Genomic DNA, 18,978 nt, shown 5'->3' with positions numbered 1-18,978 from the left:
GTTGTCGGGCTCCGGGCTCAGGCAGCGTCGCGGTACTGGCCGGGCCAGGTGCGGGGGGTCTTGTTGGCCACGCGCTGGGCGATCGCGGCAATATGCTCGGGCGTGGTGCCGCAGCAGCCGCCCACCAGGTTCACCAGCCCGGAGGCGGCGAACTCTTCCACCAGCGACGAGGTGACCTCGGGCGTTTCGTCAAAGCCCGTGTCGCTCATCGGGTTCGGCAAACCCGCGTTCGGGTAGCACGACACCGCCGCGTCGCAGATCTTGGCCAGCTCGGCGATATACGGGCGCATCAGCGTGGCGCCCAGCGCGCAGTTCAGCCCGAAGGTGATCGGGCGGGCGTGGCGCAGGCTGTTCCAGAACGCTTCCACGGTCTGGCCCGACAGGATCCGGCCCGAAGCATCGGTCACCGTGCCGGAGATCATCACCGGCAGGCGCTCGCCGGTGTCCTCGAACAGCTGGTCGATGGCGAACAGCGCCGCCTTGGCGTTAAGCGTGTCGAAGATGGTCTCGACCAGGAACACGTCGGCGCCGCCTTCCAGCAGGCCCTTGCCCTGTTCGTAGTAGGAATCGCGCAGCTCTTCGAAGGTCACGTTGCGCGCGCCCGGGTCGTTCACGTCGGGCGAGATGCTGGCGGTCTTGGGCGTCGGGCCGAAGGCGCCGGCGACAAAGCGCGGCTTCTCCGGCGTGCTGTACTTGTCGCAGGCGGCGCGCGCCAGGCGCGCGGCCTCGACGTTCATCTCGTACGCCAGGTCCGCCATCTTGTAGTCTTCCTGCGCCACGCCGGTGGCACCGAAGGTATTGGTCTCGATCAGGTCGGCGCCGGCGGCCAGGTACTGCTCATGGATCTCGCTGATGACCTGCGGGCGCGTCAGCAGCAGCAGCTCGTTGTTGCCCTTGACGTCCACCTTGTGTTCCGCGAAGCGCGCGCCGCGGTAGTCCGCCTCGGTCAGCTTGTAGCGCTGGATCATGGTGCCCATGGCGCCATCCAGGATCAGAATGCGTTCTTGCAGCAGCCGGGGCAACTCGGCAGCCCGGGTGTAGGGGCGCGGCGCGGCCGCGGTGGATTCAGGGGCACTCATGGCGGGGACTCTGGAAAGGCGGGCCTGCGGCGTATCCATGGCTGGATCGGCGCCGGGCCGCTGCTGTGGCCTATGCTGGCCAAAGAGGGACGATTTTATCAGGTGTATCAAGGCCTTGCGGCTGCCCGCGATGACCCGCGGTTGCCTGTCCGGCCCGCTGGCGCCTACACTGAGAGACGTAACCGTCACCGCCCCGGGGTCGCTTCGCGCTGCCCCCTTCCCTGCCCGCCATGCAACATCTCTCCCCCGCCGACGCCCAGGACCTGCTGGCGCAATCGCCCGAGACGCTCTTTATCGACTGCCGCAGCGAGATGGAATACCTGTTCGTCGGTCATCCGAAGGGCGCGCACAACGTACCCTGGAACGATGGCCCGGACTGGGAGGTCAACCCGCATTTCGTGCAGATGGTGAAGAAACTGGCGGGCCAGGCATCGGCGCGGCCGGTGCTGCTGATCTGCCGCAGCGGCAACCGCTCGTCGGCGGCGGCGCGGGCACTGGAGGGCGCGGGCTTCTCCAACGTCCAGTTCGTGCTGCACGGCTTCGAGGGCGACCTCGATGCGCAGCGCCACCGCAATACGGTCAACGGCTGGCGCCATGACGGGCTGCCGTGGGAACAATACTGAGCGCGGCCCGCAGCGCCCGCCACCAACAAAAAAGCCCGCCGAAGCGGGCGTGATCGTTCCAGGCAAAGCCGCTCAGTGCATCACCAGCGGGTGCATCATGACGTTGTCGAACTTGCCGAGAAAATCGTCGACTTCCTCCACGGATGGCTCGCTTTCAATCAGGCGTTTGACATCGGCGCGGAAGCTCTCGGCCAGATGGCCGCCGAGGAAGATTTCGCGCTTCAGGTTCTTGTCGACGATTTCATAGCCACCAAACTCAAGCGGCGCCTGATCGACATCCGCACCAAACTCCACGATGCAGTAGTTGTCGCTGTTGTAGATCATTTGCATGGCACACCTCCTGGGCGTCATGGATGGGCGGCATGCCCTTGTGGTTCTTGCCTCAGTTGATGCCTTGAGGGGGCGCCGCGGCTTTACCTCCAAACTTGGGGTGACCGGCGGGAAATCAAGTTATTGGTGCGGGTCACCTCGTTGCCACGATTTTCTGCCTTACATGAATTGGGCATCGGCCAATGCAACAAGTTTCTTGAGCCTTCCACATCAGTGTGTTGCTTGTCACGGAACGTCGCACTGCCCCCCGCATGCGGCATTCCCGAGAAAGGCGTCCAGCGCGGCGTGGAAGCGCTCGGGCTGCTCCACGTGCACCAGGTGCGCCGCTTGCGGCACGACCTCGAGCCTGGCTCCGGGAATCGCCGCGGCGATGCTCTGCGCCATCGCCACGGTTGCGCCCTGGTCCTGCTCGCCCGCTACTACCAGCGTAGGACAATGAATGCGGGAAAGCGCGCCGGCAAGGTCAAAAGCCATGATTGCCCCGGCCACACCCACGTATCCACGTACCGGCGTGGCCACCAGACTGTCGCGAATGCGCGACACCTGGTCGCGATGCGCCTCATGGAAGGCCGGCGTCAGCCAGCGCCCGAGGGTGGCATCGGCCATCCCGGCCATGCCATGGGCCTCGGCCTGGCCGATGCGGTTGTGCCACATCGGGTGCGCCTCCATCGGGGTCTGGCTGTTGGTGGCCACCAGCGCCAGCGACAGCAGCCGTTCGGGATGGCGCAGCCCCATGGTCTGCCCGATCATGCCGCCCACGGAAATCCCGCAGAAATGCGCCTGGGGGATCTGCAGCGCGTCCATCACCGCGACCACGTCGTCGGCCAGCCGCGTCATGGTGTAGGGCCCGAGCGGGGCGTCGCTGGCGCCGTGGCCGCGCATGTCAGGGCGCACCACGCGATAGCGGCCCGCCAGGTGCTGCGCAGTGGCGTCCCACAGCGTGTGGTCGGCAGCCAGGGCGTGGGCCAGTATCACCCAGGGCCCGTCCGCCCCGTCCACGCGCACGTGCAGGTCGGCGCCTTCGGCGTGGATGCGGTGGGTTTCGGCGGGTGGCGTGGCAACGGTCATGGCTGGGCTCCTTTCGGTTGGATGATGCGTCGGGAGGCGCGCGCCGCGGTCCTACTGCCCTTCCCTGCCGCGGTACACGAGGTCGATCTGGGTGCCGTCGGGCTCGGTCTGGCGCAGGCGCACCGGCATCCAGCCGAGCGACTGCGCCAGCCACAGCTCGACGCGGCGCCGGTCATTGGCACGGCGCTGCAGCCTCACAAAGTGCTTTGCTCGTATCACGCCGTTGCCGGTGTCGATCTCGTCCTCTCCAACATACTGCACTTGCATGGGTTCCACATCCCGCGTGTCGGCCACGAGGAACGCTTCCGTCACTCCGGGGGTGGCATATCGCTGGGGATTGCCGCGCACCAGCCCCACCAGCTGCAGGAATACGCTGAAGCGGTCCTGCGCGCCGGGCGGGAATGGCACCTGCGTGCCCGAGGCAAATACCGCGGTGCCGGCCGCGGCATCGAACCGCGAGGTCTCGGTCTTGTTGCGGCGGCGCTCTTCGTAGCGTTCCGGCAACAGTCCCTGCACCGCCATCGCGCCGCCGCTCTGGAAGGCAAAGCGGAACCACAGCACGCGGGTTTCGACCGCCAGCCGGTAGCGGCTGCCGTCCTGCTCCCAGCGGATCAGGCCGTCGGGGTTCTGCACGCCGTTGACGAAGCTGGCGTAGTGCATCGTCGCCGATGGCGGCGGGTCGTAGCGCACGCCATCGACGCCGCCCTGCGGCCCGCCGGACGGCGCGGCAGCGGCGGCAGGCCTGGCCGCGCTGCCCTCGCCGCCACTGCCCGACGCCATCTCGGTCGCGCCCTGCGGGCTGGTGGCGAGCGGGGGAGCGGGGGCTTCCTGCGGCGCGGGTTCCGGGGCCGGCGCGGCCGCCCTGGGCTGCGGGCGCGGGCGCGGCACCGGCCGCGGCGCGGGTGGGGCTGGCGGCCTGGGCGGCGGCAGCAGCACCGCTTCCAGCGTGGGCGTGTTGCTGACATCCACCGGGATCAGCGGCCCCGGCATGCGCACGAAGCCCACCACGGCCAGCACGTGGACCAGCAGCACCAGGGTGATCACGATGATCCAGCGCCGCCGGCGCCAGACGCGGGGATCCGCGCCGGGCCGGGCGTGGAGATCAGGATTGGCCGGTTTCTCCGGCCGGGGTGGCTGCACCAAGGTAGCCAAGTTCCGATGAGAGCTGTTGGGCGATGTCGCGGATGCGACGATCCATCGTACCGCCCCATTCTGCATCGAATATGCTCTGCGCGCCCAGTACGATCAGCCCCATGGCCAGGTGGCCGTTGGCATTGAACACCGGCATCGAGAACGCATTGATGCCCGGCAGCACGCCGCCGAGCGTGCGCGCCGCGCCATGCGCGCGCACCTCGGCGCAGATCGCGTCGTATTCGGCCAGCGAGCGCGGCATGTCGGGCAAGCCGTCATTGCCGCGAGCGCCCAGCTCGCGTTCGATCAGCGGCAGGGTCTGCTTGCGCGGCAGGTAGGCGCCGTACAGGCGCCCGGTGGCGGAGTTCAGCATCGGCATCACATCGCCCAGGCGCAGGCTGACGGTGACGGGATGGCTGGATTCCTCCCAGTGCACCACGGTGGGACCGTGGTTGCCCCACACGGCAATGCCGGCGGTCAGGTCCAGTTCGTCGCGCAGCTGCGACAGGATCGGGCGCGCCTTCTTGACCGGATCGAGGCGGTTCAGCCCGGCCAGGCCCAGCTGCAGCGCGAACGGGCCCAGGTCATAGCGCCCGCTGACGGGGTCCTGCGCCACCGCGCCCAGCCGCATGAAGCTGACCAGGTAGCGATGGGCCTTGGCCGGGTTCATGTCGGCGGCGGCGGCCAGGTCGCGCAGCATCATCGCGCGCGGCGACACCGCCAGCGCCTGCAGCAGCCTGAAGCCCACCTCGATGGACTGGATGCCGGAACGCAGCTTGGTGTCTTCTTCTTCGGTCTCTGACATGCGGCGGATGGTTTGCTCCCCGGGGGGCGGGGGAAATTCGTAGGTAAATTTACTATAGCGAAATCGATTTACCAATTTTTAAGCCATCGGTAGACTTTCTTCGCAACAGACCTGGCCGGCGACATGCGTCTCGTGCAAGCCCGCCCGAACCGGGCCCCTTTTTAACACGGAGACAACCGATGCGCCCCCTTGGCCACTTCCGCCCCGCCCTCGCCGCATTGACGGCCGGTACCCTGTTTGCTGCCCTGTTTACCGCCAGCGCCCCCGCGCGCGCCGATGACTGGCCGTCGCAGCCGATCCGCTGGGTCGTGCCCTATCCCGCCGGCGGCGGCACCGACGTGGTGGCGCGCACCGTGGCGCAGGCCATCACCCCGGGGCTGGGCAAGCAGGTGGTGATCGACAACCGCCCGGGCGCGGCCACCATCGTCGGCGCCGATGCCGTGGCGCATGCCAAGCCCGACGGCTACACCGTGCTGACCGCCGACACCGCCACGCTGGCCGCCAATCCGTCGCTGTACAAGAAGCTGCCGTACAACCCGGACAAGGACTTCGTCTACATCGGCCAGCTTGCGCGCTTCCCGCTGGTGCTGGTGGCCAATCCCAACTTCCCGGCGCGCACGCTCAAGGAAGTGGTCGCGTACGCGCAGAAGAACCCGGGCAAGGTCAATTTCGTCTCGCCGGGCGCGGGCAGCCCGCACCACCTGGCGATGGAACTGTTCATGGACCAGACCCGGGTCAAGATGACGCACGTGCCCTACAAGGGTGCGGCGCCGGCGGTGCAGGACCTGCTCGCGGGCCAGGTCGACCTGATGTTCCTGGACCTGGCCTCGGGCCAGCAGAACGTGCAGGCGGGCAAGCTGCGCGCGCTCGGCGTGGCCACGCCCAAGCGCCTTACCGTGCTGCCCGGCGTGCCGACCGTGGCCGAGGGCGGCGTGGCCGGCTTCGAGGCCTACGCCTGGCAAGGCATGGTGGCGCCGGCCGGCACGCCCAAGGCCGTGGTCACGCGCCTGAATGCCGAGCTGGTCAAGGCGCTGAAGACGCCCGAGGTGCAGAAGAAGCTGGAAGGCGTGGGCGTGGAGGCGGTCTACAGCACGCCCGAGGAATTCGCCAGCTACGCGCGCGCCGAGGGCGAGCGCTGGGGCAAGCTGATCAAGGCCAAGGGCATCACCGTCGACTGACTGGCGCGCGGGCGGGCCACGGTAGACTAGCGGCCAACGCGCCTGCGATGCAGGCGCCCCTGATCCCTACCCCATCGCACCCATGAAACTCGCAACCCTGAAGGACGGTTCGCGCGACGGCCAGCTGGTGGTCGTGTCGCGCGACCTGAAGCAAGCCCACTACGCCACCGACATCGCCGGCAAGCTGCAGACCGTGCTGGACGACTGGAATTTCTACGCGCCCCAGCTGCAGGACCTGTACGACGCGCTCAACGCCGGCCGCGCACGCCACCCGTTCGCGTTCGCCCCCAGGGACTGCATGGCACCGCTGCCGCGCGCCTACCAGTGGGCCGACGGCTCGGCCTATGTCAACCATGTGGAGCTAGTGCGCAAGGCGCGCGGCGCCGAGATGCCAGCCGAGTTCTGGACCGACCCGCTGATGTACCAGGGCGGCTCGGACGACTTCGTCGGGCCGCAGGACGATATCGTCTGCGCCAGCGAGGCCTTCGGCATCGACTTCGAGGCCGAGGTGGCCGTGATCACCGGCGACGTGAGGATGGGCGCCACGCCCGAGCAGGCCGGCGACGCCATCCGCCTGGTGATGCTGGCCAACGATGTCTCGCTGCGCAACCTGATCCCGGCCGAACTGGGCAAGGGCTTCGGCTTCTTCCAGAGCAAGCCCGCCACGGCGTTCTCGCCGGTGGCGGTGACGCCCGACGAACTCGGCGAAGCCTGGCGCGAGCGCAAGGTGCACCTGCCGATGACCGTGCACTGGAACAGCAAGAAGGTGGGCCAGCCCGACTGCGGCACTGACATGGTGTTCGACTTCGGCCAGCTGATCGCGCATATCTGCAAGACCCGCAACGTGCGCGCCGGCAGCATCGTGGGCTCGGGCACGATCTCCAACGTTGATCGCAAGAAGGGCTACTGCTGCATTGCCGAGAAGCGCATGCTGGAAACCATCGATGAAGGCAAGCCCGTGACCGAGTTCATGAAGTTCGGCGACGCGGTCAAGATCGAGATGTTCGACGCGCAGGGCCATTCGGTATTCGGCGCGATCGACCAGCTGGTGGCAGCGGCCTGACGCAGGTGGGGGCCGCGGGCTGCGGCGGCGAGCCGGATGTGCATATAATTAACCGACCGATCGGTTGGCAAATAACGATACATGCGGCGCGCCGCTAACCCCGTCCTCTCAGGCCCCCAATGACTACCCCCACCGCTGACCCCACCCCCCTCTCCCCCCGCTACGAGCGCTATCGCGCACTGACGCTGCGCCGCCACGGCCCCATCCTCGAAATCATCATGGGCGCGGCCCAGTCGGCCAACCAGAAGCTGGCCACGGCGGACGCCAACATGCACCGCGAGCTGGCCGAGATCTGGCGCGACGTATCCGCCGACCCCGAGGTGCGCGTGGCGCTGATCCGCGGCGAGGGCAAGGGCTTCTCCGCCGGCGGCGACCTGGCGCTGGTGGAGGACATGGCCAACGACTTCGAGACCCGCACCCGCGTCTGGCACGAGGCGCGCGACCTGGTCTACAACGTCATCAACTGCGACAAGCCGGTGGTCTCAGCCATGCACGGTCCCGCCGTCGGCGCCGGGCTGGTGGCGGGCCTGCTGGCAGATATCTCGATCGCGGCCAGGAGCGCGCGCATCGTCGACGGCCATACCCGGCTGGGCGTGGCCGCCGGCGACCATGCCGCGATCGTGTGGCCGCTGCTGTGCGGAATGGCCAAGGCCAAGTACTATCTGATGCTGTGCGAGTCGGTCAGCGGCGAGGAAGCCGAGCGGATCGGCCTGGTCTCGCTGGCGGTGGAAGAGGACGAACTGGTGGCGCGCGCCTTCGAGGTGGCCAACCGGCTGGCGGCCGGGTCGCAGACCGCGATCCGCTGGACCAAGTACGCCCTCAACAACTGGCTGCGCATGGCCGGCCCCGCCTTCGACACCTCGCTGGCGCTTGAATTCATGGGCTTTGCCGGCCCCGACGTGCACGAAGGCGTGGCGAGCCTGCGCCAGAAGCGGCCGCCACAGTTCAGGTAACGACGACGCAGCCGCCGGCCCGACGGGCCCTCCTGGCCAATCCCGGGGCTGCGCCGCACACGGAGCGCTCGACCATGTTCGGACAGATTCCCGATTTCACCAACGGCTTCGACTTCATGCGCCGGCTGTGGGGCAGCGGCAGCGGCATGCCCGCCGGCATGATGCCCGGCCTGCAGGCAATGACGCCGCCGATGGACCTCGACGACCTCGACAAGCGCATTGCCGACCTGAAGGCCGTGGAGAGCTGGCTGCAACTGAACACCAACCTGCTGCGCACCACCATCCAGGGCCTGGAAGTGCAGCGCGCCACGCTGGTGGCGCTGCAGACCTTCGGCAACGCGCTGTCGCCCGAGGCCATGCAGTCCGCCATGGAAAACGTCGCGCGCGCGGCCAACACGCCCAGCGCCGCGGCGCCGGAGCGCGACGCCGGCGCGGATGCCGACAGCGGCACGCAACAAGAGCCGCCTGCCGCCGAGCGCCCGCAAGCTGCGGCAAGCGACACCGATTCCGCCTTGCCGCCCAACGCCGCGCTGTGGTGGGACCTGCTGCAACAGCAGTTCAACCAGATCGCCAGCAGCGCCGCCGCGGCCAGCATCGCCCCGTTCGGCATGGGCGGCGTGGGCGGCTTCGGCACCGCAGCCAGCCCCGACGCCGCAGCGCAAGCGGCGGCTGCAAAACCGAAGACGGACGCGCCTGGCAAGGCCGCCTCCGCCGGCACGGGCAAGCCCGCCGCCAGGAAAGCGCCGGCAAAGAAGGCGCCGGCCAAAAAGGCGGCCAAGGCAAAACCGGCCAGGGACGCCGGCAACGGCGAGGACAATGGCAAGAACGGGGGCAACAACGGCGCCAACGGCAGCAGCGCAGCCTGACCGCCAGATACTCCGACAAATCGTCCACACCAACGCAATGCACCGCGAGTCCTTCCCGGCCCCCCACCCCGCGTCGCAATCCGGACCCAATCCCGCCGCCACCGCGCTGATCATGATGGGCGGCGGCGCGCGCGCCGCCTACCAGGCGGGCGTGCTGAGCGGGCTGGCGCGCATTGCCGCGCGGCACGGCAAGGGCCATGGCGCGATGCCCTTCGGCATCATCGCCGGAACCTCGGCAGGGGCGATCAACGGCGCCGGGCTGGCAATCCAGGCGGGGGACTTCCAGGCCGCCACGCAGAGCCTGGCGGCGCTGTGGCACAGCATCCATGCCGACGACGTCTACCGCACCGACGTGCTGCGCGTGGGCGTGTCGGGTGCGCGCTGGCTGTCCACGCTGGCGCTGGGCTGGGCCACGCAGCGGCGCGCGCCCCGTGCCCTGTTCGACAACACCCCGCTGGGCAGCATGCTGGGCGAGCTGTTCGAGCCCGAGCGCGTGCAGGCCAGCCTGGACAGCGGTGCGCTGCAGGCCTTCGCGGTCACCGCGCTGTCCTACAGCACCGGGCGCCACGTGACCTTCTACCAGTCGCACCACCGCATCCATCCGTGGCACCGCAGCCAGCGCATTGCGATCCCGGCGCCGATCACGGTTGACCACCTGCTGGCATCCGCGTCGATCCCGTTCCTGTTCCCGGCCATGCCGCTGGAGCTGGACGGCCACCATGAGTGGTTCGGCGACGGCACCATGCGGCAGATGTCGCCGCTGTCGCCGGCGATCCACCTGGGCGCGTCGCGCGTGCTGGCGATCGGCGCGGCCTCGCGCCAGCGCTCGGGCTGGTACGACACCATGCCGGCCGGCGGCTACCCGTCGCTGGCGCAGGTGGGCGGACAGGCGCTGGCCAGCATCTTCCTGGACGGGCTCAACGCCGACCTGGAACGGCTGCTGCATATCAACCGCCTGCTGGCGCGCATGCCGGAGCTGGCCGGCGACCGCGAGGGCTGGCGCCCGGTGCAGGTGATGACGATCTCCCCCAGCGAGCCGATCGAAGCCATTGCCGCCGAGCACCAGAAGCAGCTGCCGCGCACGGTGCGCGCCCTGCTGGCGCCACTGGGCGGCACCGAGGCGCGCGGCGCCGCCTTCGCCAGCTACCTGCTGTTCGAACCCGCCTTCACCCAGGCCCTGATGGCACTGGGCGAGCGCGATGCCGAGGCCCAGGCGGACGAGCTGGCGGCGTTCCTGTTCGGCGTCGTCCCGGGCACGCCACCGGCCGCGCTGCCGGTGGACGAACGCGCGCTTTCGCCCTGAGCACCCGCCCGCACATGGCGTCCTGCCAGGCGCCGCGGCTGGCACATTGACGCCTCGGCGCTCCGCTGATCGCCCGCAATATGCAGCCGGCTGCGCCAAACCGCGTCAAAAAGCGTTGCATTTGCCCCGATCCGGACTAAAAAAGGAGAAGAGAATAATTCGCATCTGGTAGAATCTGCCCGTAATTTCAAAGGCTTACCATGCTCTACCCCGAACTGTTCAAATCGTTGGAAGCCGTCCGCTGGCACATGGACAAGGACATCCCCTGGGACTCCTTTGACGCCAGCATGCTGACGGACGACCAGGCCAAGACCATCCGGATGAATGCGATCACGGAATGGTCCGCCCTGCCCGCGACCGAGATGTTCCTGCGCGACAACCGCCACGATTCTGATTTTTCGGCGTTCATGAGCATCTGGTTCTTTGAGGAACAGAAGCACTCGCTGGTGCTGATGGAGTACCTGCGCCGCTTCCGCCCGGACCTGGTGCCGACCGAGGAAGAACTGCACGCGGTGCGCTTCGAGTTCGACCCGGCCCCGCCGCTGGAAACCCTGATGCTGCATTTCTGCGGCGAGATCCGCCTGAACCACTGGTACCGCCGCGCCGCCGAATGGCACACGGAACCGGTGATCAAGCATATCTACCGCACCCTGTCGCAGGATGAAGCCCGCCATGGCGGCGCCTACCTGCGCTACATGAAGAAATACCTGGCGCAGTTCGGCGACAGCGCGCGCGCCGCCTTTGCCAAGATCGGCGTGCTGATGGCCTCGGCCCGCCGCACCGAGAAGCCGCTGCACCCGACCAACCTGCACGTCAACAAGGCGCTGTTCCCCAACGACACGGTGCAGTCGCGCCTGCCGGATCCGGACTGGCTCGAGCACTGGCTGGACGAGCAGATCCGCTTTGACGAAGGCTGGGAGAAGAAGGTCATCGAACGGATTCTGCACAACATGTCGCTGCTGTTCGAACGCACCTTCGAAACCGTGCAGGACCTGAACCGCTACCGCAAGGAACTGAACGCCAGCCTGCAAGGCTCGGGCGGGGCCCAGCCGGCGCAAGCCTGAGCGGCCAGTCCGGCAGCACGAAAAAAAGCCCCGCCGAAGCGGGGCTTTTCTTTTCCCTTCTTTTGCCTTGACGCATTCCCGACAAATGCGACCCGCGGCGGCGCACCGGACCTGGTCCGGCTGTGGCGGGTATTCTGCGATGCTGATTTCCTTGTCCCGGAAATTCGAGCGCCTGGCATGATAAACGAGCGAGTTGCCACGCGGGTAGTAACCGGTTACTACATCATTCCATTCCCGTCCCGCGCACTGCCGCGCCCTCGCGCGGCGGCGGCAAACCCATGCCTGGCGTCCGTTTGTCGAATAGATTTATATCCGGAAATAGAATATTTAAATCACGCCTCAATTACCCTGGCCATCAATTCGATGCAAATCCAGCATTACGAATTCATTTAATTCGTGGTGTAATGCCTCGCAATTCCGATAACATCGGAATTAGCGCCAGCCGCAGCTGGCAGCAACGCGCAGGCCGCGCATATCGACGCCGTGCGGCAGGCGCTGCAGGGCGCCTTGCGCGGCATTGCCACCGCGTCGGTGCAGCAGGCCCGGCCGGTCTCCGATCCGGCAGCCAGGGATGTCGCCAACGACGCGGCCATGAGGCTGTGCGTGACGGGGTAACCAGGACCCCGCCGCCGGCGGGGATCCCAAGAAGGGGTACCATCTCGGGCAAGCACGCCGGCTCCGACCAGGGGCCAGCCTCCACTTTCCGATGCCGACCCCATGTCCGTACCCGCTTTCGAATCCAAGCTGACCCTGCCTGACACCCCCGCCGCGCTGGCCGCGCGCATCGCCGCCTTGCCGCGCCCGCTGGTGTTCACCAATGGCGTCTTCGACATCCTGCACCGCGGCCATGCCACCTACCTGGCACAGGCGCGCGCACTGGGCGCAAGCCTGGTGGTTGGCGTCAACAGCGATGCTTCCGTAAAGATGCTGGGCAAGGGCGACGACCGTCCGCTGAACCATGAATCGGACCGCATGGCGCTGCTGGCCGCGCTGGAGTCGGTCGACCTGGTGGCGATGTTCCGCGAACAGACCCCGGTGGAACTGATCCGCCTGGTGCGCCCCGACATCTACGTCAAGGGCGGCGACTACGACATCGACACGCTGGAAGAAACCCGGCTGGTGCGCAGCTGGGGCGGGCAGGCCTACGCCATCCCCTTCCTGCACGACCGCTCGACCACCAAGCTGCTGACCAGGGTGCGCCAGGGCAGCTAAGGCAGCCCAGGGCGCTCAGGAGCAGGCCAGCACGTCCTCGGCGCCGTAGCGCTGGCGCATGGCCTCGAGCCGGGCACGCGCCGCGTGGTCGGCATCGCGCACGCGCAGCCACTGCCGCGTGAGCGGCCGCGCGGCCTCGGTCAGCATGGCGGTACGCACGCCGTAGCCGCGCAGGGTATCGAGATATTGCTCGGCACGCTCGCGCTCGCGGAAGAGGCCCAGCGACACCGTATAGGTGGGGGCCTCGGGCGTGCCAGCGGTCACCAGCGAGTACTCGGTCACATTGCGCCGGCGCAGTTCGGCCAGCTTGCGCTCGGCATGCTCGCGCGTGGGCTGCGCGGGCAGATGGACCCACCAGCGCACCTGTTCCTGCCGCGCGAACGCTTCCACGCGCAGCGCGGCGGCGGCCAGGTCTTCAGTGGCGCGGCGCGCCGCCTGGGCGCTGAAGCCACCGATCTCGACGCAAGCTGCCGCCAGCGTGGCGGACGGCAGCGCGCTGCGCGGTGCGGCACCCGCCGCCGGTGCCGACGCCGGCGCCTGCACCCGCATCCGCTCCCCACGAACTTGCTGCTGCAGCCGTTGCGGTTCACGCGGGGTTTCAAACCAGCCGGCCAGCGGGTTCGCGCCGAACACCCCGAGCACCGCCCCCAGCAGCACGGCATTGGCGAGCAGCAGCAACAGCGGGACGATGCGCGGCGAGCGTGGCCGGGCGGGCTGGCCTGGGGCGGTCATGGGTCGGGGCGGATTGAGGCTGTGAGAAGTTGCGCTGCGCGCTAGTCGCCGGCCGATGCCATCGCCATCGCGTGCAGGCCGAGCAGCACCAGATTATCGTGCATCTCGAACGGCACGGCGAGCGCGCCTGCCAGCGCGCCGCGGGCACCGCCGGACAGCAGGCAGCGCACGGGGCCCGGCCCGCGCTCGCCCAGCACACGCCAGGTGCGTTCGATGGCGCCGGCCTGCGCGGCCAGGCAGCCCGCGGCAATGGCGTCGTGCGTATTGTCGGCCCAGCGCAGGTGCGCGCCGGCCACGGTGCCGGCATCGTCCACGTCCAGCGCCGGCAACTGCGCGGTGTTGCGCGCCAGCGTGCCCAGCATCAGCGCCAGCCCGGGCAGGATCAGGCCGCCCTCGAAGCGCGCGCTGCCATCCGCCGCGGCCGTGACGATATCCAGCGTGGTGGCCGTGCCCGCGGTCACCACCAGCAGTGTGTCGTGCGGCAGCCAGCGGTGCGCGCCGATGGCGCCGACCCAGCGGTCCACGCCCAGTTGCGTGGGCTCGCGGTAGCCGTTGGCCAGGTTGCCGTGCGCGGCGGCGCTGCGCACCCATTGCACCGGCGCACAGCCTCCGAAGGCGTCGGCCAGCGCCACATCCACGGCGGCCGCGATCACCGGCCCGGCGACGTTGCTGATCCACACCGACGGCATCGGCCCGCTGCCGCGCAGCGCGCGCAGGTCAGCGGCCAGCGCCTGCAGCGCGCCGGCGTCGGCATGGGTAACCGCGCCGCCGTGCTGCCACGGCGTGGGCAGCGCGCCGGTGGCGGGCAGCGCCGCCCCGGCTTCGCACCAGGCCCACTTGAGGCGGGTATTGCCGATATCGATCAGCAGGAGCGGCGCGCTCATGCGGTGTCTCCCTGCCCCGGCGCGGGCCGCAGCGACAGCTCGCCGCTGGCGATGCGCTCAAGCCCCGCCGGCGTTTCCAGCAGCAGGTGGCCAGCCTCGTCGACGCCGCGCGCCATGCCTTCGGCGATCACCTTGCCCTCGTGCAGCAGCCGCACCGGCTGGTCGCGGTAGGCATCGGCCGCGGACCAGCGCCGTGCCATCGGCCCGAAACCGTGCGCCAGGAACGCGATGCGCATGGCCGCCAGCCGTTCCAGCAGCGCGGCCAGCAGGCGCGGGGCATCGCGCTGCGCGTCGAAGCCGGGCATGGCCTCGGCCACGCCAGCCAGCTCGCGGCCCAGCGCCGCTTCCATCTGCGCGTCGCGCACCAGGTTCAGGCCGATGCCGATCACGGCCCAGACGCGCTGCGGCCCGGCGGGCACCGACTCGATCAGGATGCCGGCCAGCTTGCGGCCATCGATCTGGAGGTCGTTGGGCCATTTCAGCCCGATCCGTGCGCCGAGTCGCGCATCGACATCGCCCAGGGCCTCGGCCAGCGCCAGGCCCACGGCCAGGCTCAGGCCGCTCAGTTGCGCCGGCGCCAGCGCCAGCGGCAGTGCCACCGAGAAGGTCATGCCTGCCTGCCCCTGCCATGGCCGGCCCTGGCGCCCGCGCCCGGCGGTCTGGCGGTAAGCCAGGCGCAGCCTGGCGGCGTCGGTCCACGGCGCCTGGCGGCAGGCCGCGGTCAGGTCGGCATTGGTGGAGCCGGTTTCCTCCACCAGCTCCAGCGTCCAGTCGCTCAGCGCGGGCGACAGCATGCCGCGCAGCGCGCCGGCATCAATGCGCCAGTTGGCGCCGGATGGGGCGGAAGGGTCGGATGGAGTCGGAGGAACGGCGGACATGCGCGGCAAAGGGTTGGGATCGATGGCGATCGTAGAAAACACAGGCGGGGACGGGGTGCGGCCCGGGTGCCTGCGGCAGATGCCGCATTGTAGCCGCGCCGCCGCCTCGGCACGGCGCGGTCGCGCCAGCGGGGCGGGTGGCTTAGAATCGAGACTCGGCCATCACATCGCATGCCCTTGGAACGCCAGACGACGCCAGACTTCGATATCACGCGCGGGGACGGAACCGTCAGCGTAGCGCTGCGTGGCGACTGGACCGCGCTCGCCCTGGCCGGCTGCCACCAGGCGCGGCAGCTGCGCGCGCAGCTGCATGAGCTGGCGCAGGCGCCAGACAGCGCGCAGTGGTCGCTGGCCGGCGTCGAGCGGCTGGACCATATCGGCGGGCAACTGCTGTGGCAGGCCTGGAACGGCGCGCTGCCGCAGCGGCTCGATGCCAGCGAGGGCCAGCGCCGCGTGTTCGAGCGCATCGCCGCGGTGCAGAACGAGGGCTGGAAGAAGCACATGATGGACCGCTTCAACCCGATCACGCTGTTCGGCGCCAACGTGCTGTCGTTCGGCGCGCAGCTGCGCAGCGGCATCACCATGCTGGGCCAGCTGGCCTTCGATCTGCTGCGCTTTGCGGGTGTGCCGCAGCGCGGCCCATGGCGCGAGATCTCGGCCAATATCTACAACGTGGGCTACAAGGCGCTGGGCATCACCGCGCTGGTCGGCTTCCTGATCGGCATCGTGCTGTCCTACCTGTCGGCCAACCAGCTGCGCACCTTCGGCGCCAGCACCTTTATCGTCAACATCCTGGGCATGGCGGTGATCCGCGAGCTGGGCCCGGTGCTGGCGGCGATCCTGATCGCGGGGCGCTCGGGTTCGGCCATCACCGCGCAGATCGGCGTGATGCGCGTGACCGAGGAGCTCGACGCGATGCGCGTGATGGGCATCTCGCACGGCTTCCGGCTGATCATGCCGCGCGTGATCGCGCTGGCTATCGCCATGCCGCTGCTGGTGGCGTGGACCGACGTGATGGCGCTGGCCGGTGGCATGCTGGCCGCGCGCATGCAGTTGGGCATCAGTGCCACCTTCTTCCTGCGCGAGCTGCCCGATGCGGTGCCGGTAGCCAACCTGTGGCTGGGGCTGGGCAAGGGCGTGGTGTTCGGCATCCTGATCGCGCTGACCGCATGCCACTTCGGGCTGCGCATCAAGCCAAATACGCAAAGCCTGGGCGAAGGCACCACCGCCTCGGTGGTGACCGCGATCACCATCGTGATCCTGGCCGACGCGGTCTTCGCCGTCCTGTTCAAGGACGTGGGCCTGTGAGCGCCGCGCCAGCTACCGCCACCCAGGACGGGAAGGTCCAAAAGGACCGCACCCCGGTCATCGAGGTGCGCAACCTGGTCAAGCGCTTCGGCAAGGCCATGGTGCATGACCACGTGAACCTGGACGTCTACCGCGACGAGGTGCTGTCGATCGTGGGCGGGTCCGGCAGCGGCAAGACCGTGCTGCTGCGCCAGATCGTGGGGCTGGAGCGGCCCACCTCGGGCAGCATCAAGGTGTTCGGCGAGGACCCGACCCGGCTGCGCCCGGCGCAGCTGCAGGCGCTGCGCAACCGCTGGGGACTGCAGTTCCAGCGCGGCGCACTGTTCTCGGCGCTGTCGGTGATCGACAACATCGCGCTGCCGCTGCGTGAACTGCGCGCGCTGCCCGACAACCTGATCTGCCAGGCGGCGCTGCTCAAGCTGCAACTGGTGGGGCTATCAGCGCGCGATGCCGACAAGATGCCGTCGGACCTGTCCGGCGGCATGATCAAGCGCGTGGCGCTGGCGCGCGCGCTGGCGCTGGAGCCCGAGCTGCTGTTCCTGGATGAGCCCACCGCCGGGCTGGACCCGATGGCCTCGGACGACTACGTGGCGCTGATCCGCGAACTGCGCCGCGAACTGGGCCTGACGGTGGTGATGATCACGCACGACCTGGACACGCTGGTGGCGTTGTCCGACCGCGTCGCGGTGCTGGCCGACCACAAGGTGATCGCCGCGGCGCCGATCCCTGAAGTGGTGAAGGTGGACCACCCCTTCATCCGCGAGTATTTCCTGGGCGAGCGCGCCCAGCGCGCCATGCAGGCGCTGCCGCCGCACGCGCAGCCGGATGCGCCGCCCCCTGGAGAAGCATGATGGAAAACAAGTCACACGCATTCCTTGCCGGCGTGTTCACCATCGGGCTGGCCGTGCTGGTGCTGTTCGCGATCTTCTGGTTCAGCACCGACCACGCGGTGCGCGTGCCGTATGACCTGATCACACGCTCCACCGTCAACGGCCTGCAGCCGCAGGGCGATGTGAAATACCGCGGGCTTGCGGTGGGCAAGGTCGAGTCGATCAAGTTCGACCCGCAGGTGCCGGGCCAGATCATTGTGCGCGTCAACGTCAACAAGGACACGCCGATCACGCGCACCACCTATGGCACGCTGGGCTTCCAGGGCGTGACCGGAATCGCCTACGTGCAGCTGGACGACAGCGCTACGCACGACGGCACCACGGCCTCGCCGCCGCTGCCGACCTCGCCCAAGGCGGTGGCCCGCATCGCCATGCGCCCCGGCTTCTTCGAAGAGCTGGAAAAACGCGGCGATTCGCTGCTGACACAGGTCGAGACGATGATGGCCTCGCTCAACGACATGTTCCAGGGCGCCAACCGCGCCGAGCTGATGGCCGCGATCCGCTCGGTGCGCAAGACCGCCGAGGACTACTCGCGGTTGTCCGATTCGCTGGGCCCGGCCGCCAACCGGCTGCCGAAGGTGACCGAGAACCTGAACGCCACGCTGGAATCGACCCGGCGCCTGACGCAGGAGCTGGCCAACCCCAACGGCACAGTGATGCGCACCGTCGACAGCGTCGGGCGCGACCTGCAGGGCGCGGCCTCGTCGGTGCAGTCCGCGGCGGGCACCTTCAGCGAAGAGACCCTGCCGCAGCTCAATGGCCTGGCCCGCGACGCGCGCCAGACCGCGCGCACCTTCGAGCGCGCCGCCGGCCAGTTCAACGAAAGCCCGAGCAGCGTGCTGTTCGGCGCGCCCGCGCCCGCGCCGGGTCCGGGCGAGCCGGGCTTCAGCGCGCCGTAGCGCGGCCCGCATGCCGCCCCTCACCCGATACCGCCAACCGCGAGATACCGCCGTGAACCCTGCGACCGAGATGCCACGCTTGCTCCGATCCGCGATCCCCCGCCTCCAGGCCGCCCTGCTGCTGGCCGCCGCGGGGCTGGCGCTGTCAGGCTGCGCGCTGACGCGCGGCAACGACCCCAGCGTCACCTACGACCTCGGCCCGCCGGCCGCCACCACCCCCGGCAACGGGAACCCTGCGCCGGCGCGGCTGCCCAAACTGCGCGTGGCGCAGACCGATGGGCCCAACTGGCTGGATGGCAACGCCCTCTTCTACCGGCTGCAGTATGCGCAGGCGCAGCGCCTGCAGGCCTACGCCACGCAGCGCTGGGTGATGTCGCCCACGCGCCTGTTCGACGAGCGGCTGCGCGAGGCCGTGGCCGCGCGCGGCACGCTGAGCTGGTTCGGCGACAGCAGCGTGCCGGCGCTGAAGGTGGACCTGATCGAGTTCGACCAGGTGTTCGACAGCGCCACCACCAGCGAAGGCGTGGTGCGGCTGCGCGCCACGGTGTTCCAGCATGGCATGCTCGGCCAGCAGACCTTCGAGGCACGCCGGCCCGCTGCCAGCGCCGATGGCGCCGGCGGCGTGAAGGCCCTGGCCGAGGCCAGCGACGCGGTGATCGCGGCGCTGCTCGACTGGATCGGCACGCTGCAGCTAAAGTAGACACGCAAGGAG

General features: G+C 69.1%; 20 protein-coding genes. 12 read left to right on the top strand and 8 right to left on the bottom strand.

Annotation, left to right across the window (positions count from 1 at the left end; genetic code table 11):
* Window positions 1-17: 17 nt before the first annotated feature.
* Entirely contained in the window at window positions 18-1,079 is a 1,062-nt protein-coding gene (locus AC1Q6V_RS00685; protein ID WP_010812889.1) for a homocysteine S-methyltransferase family protein, read from the bottom strand.
* Between the two features lie 230 nt (window positions 1,080-1,309).
* Here AC1Q6V_RS00685 and AC1Q6V_RS00680 point away from each other — a divergent pair, with 230 nt between their 5' ends.
* Window positions 1,310-1,702, top strand: coding sequence for a rhodanese-like domain-containing protein (locus AC1Q6V_RS00680; RefSeq protein WP_010812890.1), 393 nt, complete (start codon window positions 1,310-1,312; stop codon window positions 1,700-1,702).
* A 72-nt stretch (window positions 1,703-1,774) separates the two neighbouring features.
* Here AC1Q6V_RS00680 and AC1Q6V_RS00675 read toward each other — a convergent pair whose 3' ends face one another.
* The 4 genes from AC1Q6V_RS00675 to AC1Q6V_RS00660 all read right to left on the bottom strand — a co-directional run bounded on the left by AC1Q6V_RS00675 (window position 1,775) and on the right by AC1Q6V_RS00660 (window position 5,036).
* Complete coding sequence (locus AC1Q6V_RS00675) at window positions 1,775-2,032, bottom strand: BTH_I0359 family protein (RefSeq protein WP_010812891.1); 258 nt, start codon at window positions 2,030-2,032, stop codon at window positions 1,775-1,777.
* Window positions 2,033-2,257: 225 nt separating this feature from the next.
* Complete coding sequence (locus AC1Q6V_RS00670; RefSeq protein WP_439671157.1) at window positions 2,258-3,100, bottom strand: alpha/beta fold hydrolase; 843 nt, start codon at window positions 3,098-3,100, stop codon at window positions 2,258-2,260.
* Between the two features lie 51 nt (window positions 3,101-3,151).
* Window positions 3,152-4,243 carry a DUF3108 domain-containing protein gene (locus AC1Q6V_RS00665; protein ID WP_454751127.1) on the bottom strand — a complete coding sequence of 364 codons (1,092 nt, stop codon included), beginning with the start codon at window positions 4,241-4,243 and terminating at the stop codon, window positions 3,152-3,154.
* Window positions 4,203-5,036 carry an IclR family transcriptional regulator gene (locus AC1Q6V_RS00660; RefSeq protein WP_010811511.1) on the bottom strand — a complete coding sequence of 278 codons (834 nt, stop codon included), beginning with the start codon at window positions 5,034-5,036 and terminating at the stop codon, window positions 4,203-4,205. Before AC1Q6V_RS00660 ends, AC1Q6V_RS00665 begins: the two co-directional genes overlap by 41 nt.
* Before the next feature lie 179 nt (window positions 5,037-5,215).
* Here AC1Q6V_RS00660 and AC1Q6V_RS00655 point away from each other — a divergent pair, with 179 nt between their 5' ends.
* The 7 genes from AC1Q6V_RS00655 (at window position 5,216) to rfaE2 (ending at window position 12,675) form a co-directional block, all read left to right on the top strand.
* Window positions 5,216-6,214 carry a Bug family tripartite tricarboxylate transporter substrate binding protein gene (locus AC1Q6V_RS00655; protein WP_454751128.1) on the top strand — a complete coding sequence of 333 codons (999 nt, stop codon included), beginning with the start codon at window positions 5,216-5,218 and terminating at the stop codon, window positions 6,212-6,214.
* An 82-nt stretch (window positions 6,215-6,296) separates the two neighbouring features.
* Window positions 6,297-7,277: a fumarylacetoacetate hydrolase family protein gene (locus AC1Q6V_RS00650; protein WP_010811509.1), complete on the top strand. Its 981-nt coding sequence runs from the start codon at window positions 6,297-6,299 to the stop codon at window positions 7,275-7,277.
* Window positions 7,278-7,396: 119 nt separating this feature from the next.
* Entirely contained in the window at window positions 7,397-8,230 is an 834-nt protein-coding gene (locus AC1Q6V_RS00645) for an enoyl-CoA hydratase/isomerase family protein (RefSeq protein ID WP_011614370.1), read from the top strand.
* 74 nt (window positions 8,231-8,304) lie between these two features.
* Window positions 8,305-9,096 (top strand): polyhydroxybutyrate granule multifunctional regulator PhaM, encoded by a 792-nt coding sequence (phaM, locus tag AC1Q6V_RS00640; RefSeq protein WP_011614369.1) that lies wholly within the window; start codon window positions 8,305-8,307, stop codon window positions 9,094-9,096.
* A 37-nt stretch (window positions 9,097-9,133) separates the two neighbouring features.
* The gene (locus tag AC1Q6V_RS00635; protein ID WP_010811506.1) at window positions 9,134-10,399 is read left to right on the top strand and encodes a patatin-like phospholipase family protein; all 1,266 of its coding nucleotides are present in this window, start codon (window positions 9,134-9,136) and stop codon (window positions 10,397-10,399) included.
* Window positions 10,400-10,599: 200 nt separating this feature from the next.
* Complete coding sequence (locus AC1Q6V_RS00630; protein WP_010811505.1) at window positions 10,600-11,463, top strand: ferritin family protein; 864 nt, start codon at window positions 10,600-10,602, stop codon at window positions 11,461-11,463.
* 717 nt (window positions 11,464-12,180) lie between these two features.
* Entirely contained in the window at window positions 12,181-12,675 is a 495-nt protein-coding gene (gene rfaE2 / locus AC1Q6V_RS00625; protein WP_010811504.1) for a D-glycero-beta-D-manno-heptose 1-phosphate adenylyltransferase, read from the top strand.
* A 15-nt stretch (window positions 12,676-12,690) separates the two neighbouring features.
* Here rfaE2 and AC1Q6V_RS00620 read toward each other — a convergent pair whose 3' ends face one another.
* The 3 genes from AC1Q6V_RS00620 to AC1Q6V_RS00610 are packed head-to-tail and all read right to left on the bottom strand — an operon-like array spanning window position 12,691 to window position 15,169.
* Window positions 12,691-13,407 carry an SPOR domain-containing protein gene (locus AC1Q6V_RS00620; RefSeq protein ID WP_010811503.1) on the bottom strand — a complete coding sequence of 239 codons (717 nt, stop codon included), beginning with the start codon at window positions 13,405-13,407 and terminating at the stop codon, window positions 12,691-12,693.
* 41 nt (window positions 13,408-13,448) lie between these two features.
* A complete protein-coding gene (locus AC1Q6V_RS00615; protein ID WP_454751129.1) occupies window positions 13,449-14,291 on the bottom strand; it encodes a type III pantothenate kinase in 843 nt (280 codons plus the stop codon).
* Complete coding sequence (locus AC1Q6V_RS00610; protein ID WP_037025304.1) at window positions 14,288-15,169, bottom strand: biotin--[acetyl-CoA-carboxylase] ligase; 882 nt, start codon at window positions 15,167-15,169, stop codon at window positions 14,288-14,290. The genes AC1Q6V_RS00615 and AC1Q6V_RS00610 overlap by 4 nt, the downstream gene beginning before the upstream one ends.
* A 171-nt stretch (window positions 15,170-15,340) precedes the next feature.
* Here AC1Q6V_RS00610 and AC1Q6V_RS00605 point away from each other — a divergent pair, with 171 nt between their 5' ends.
* The 4 genes from AC1Q6V_RS00605 (at window position 15,341) to AC1Q6V_RS00590 (ending at window position 18,966) form a co-directional block, all read left to right on the top strand.
* Entirely contained in the window at window positions 15,341-16,477 is a 1,137-nt protein-coding gene (locus AC1Q6V_RS00605) for an MlaE family ABC transporter permease (RefSeq protein WP_010811500.1), read from the top strand.
* Window positions 16,474-17,328: an ABC transporter ATP-binding protein gene (locus AC1Q6V_RS00600; protein ID WP_010811499.1), complete on the top strand. Its 855-nt coding sequence runs from the start codon at window positions 16,474-16,476 to the stop codon at window positions 17,326-17,328. Before AC1Q6V_RS00605 ends, AC1Q6V_RS00600 begins: the two co-directional genes overlap by 4 nt.
* The gene (locus AC1Q6V_RS00595; RefSeq protein ID WP_011614365.1) at window positions 17,325-18,266 is read left to right on the top strand and encodes an MlaD family protein; all 942 of its coding nucleotides are present in this window, start codon (window positions 17,325-17,327) and stop codon (window positions 18,264-18,266) included. The genes AC1Q6V_RS00600 and AC1Q6V_RS00595 overlap by 4 nt, the downstream gene beginning before the upstream one ends.
* 70 nt (window positions 18,267-18,336) lie before the next feature.
* Entirely contained in the window at window positions 18,337-18,966 is a 630-nt protein-coding gene (locus tag AC1Q6V_RS00590; protein ID WP_454751130.1) for an ABC-type transport auxiliary lipoprotein family protein, read from the top strand.
* Window positions 18,967-18,978 lie beyond the last annotated feature (12 nt).

The organism is Cupriavidus sp. GW823-FHT07B10, assembly GCF_058794355.1.
This window is presented reverse-complemented; position numbering and strand designations above follow the sequence as displayed.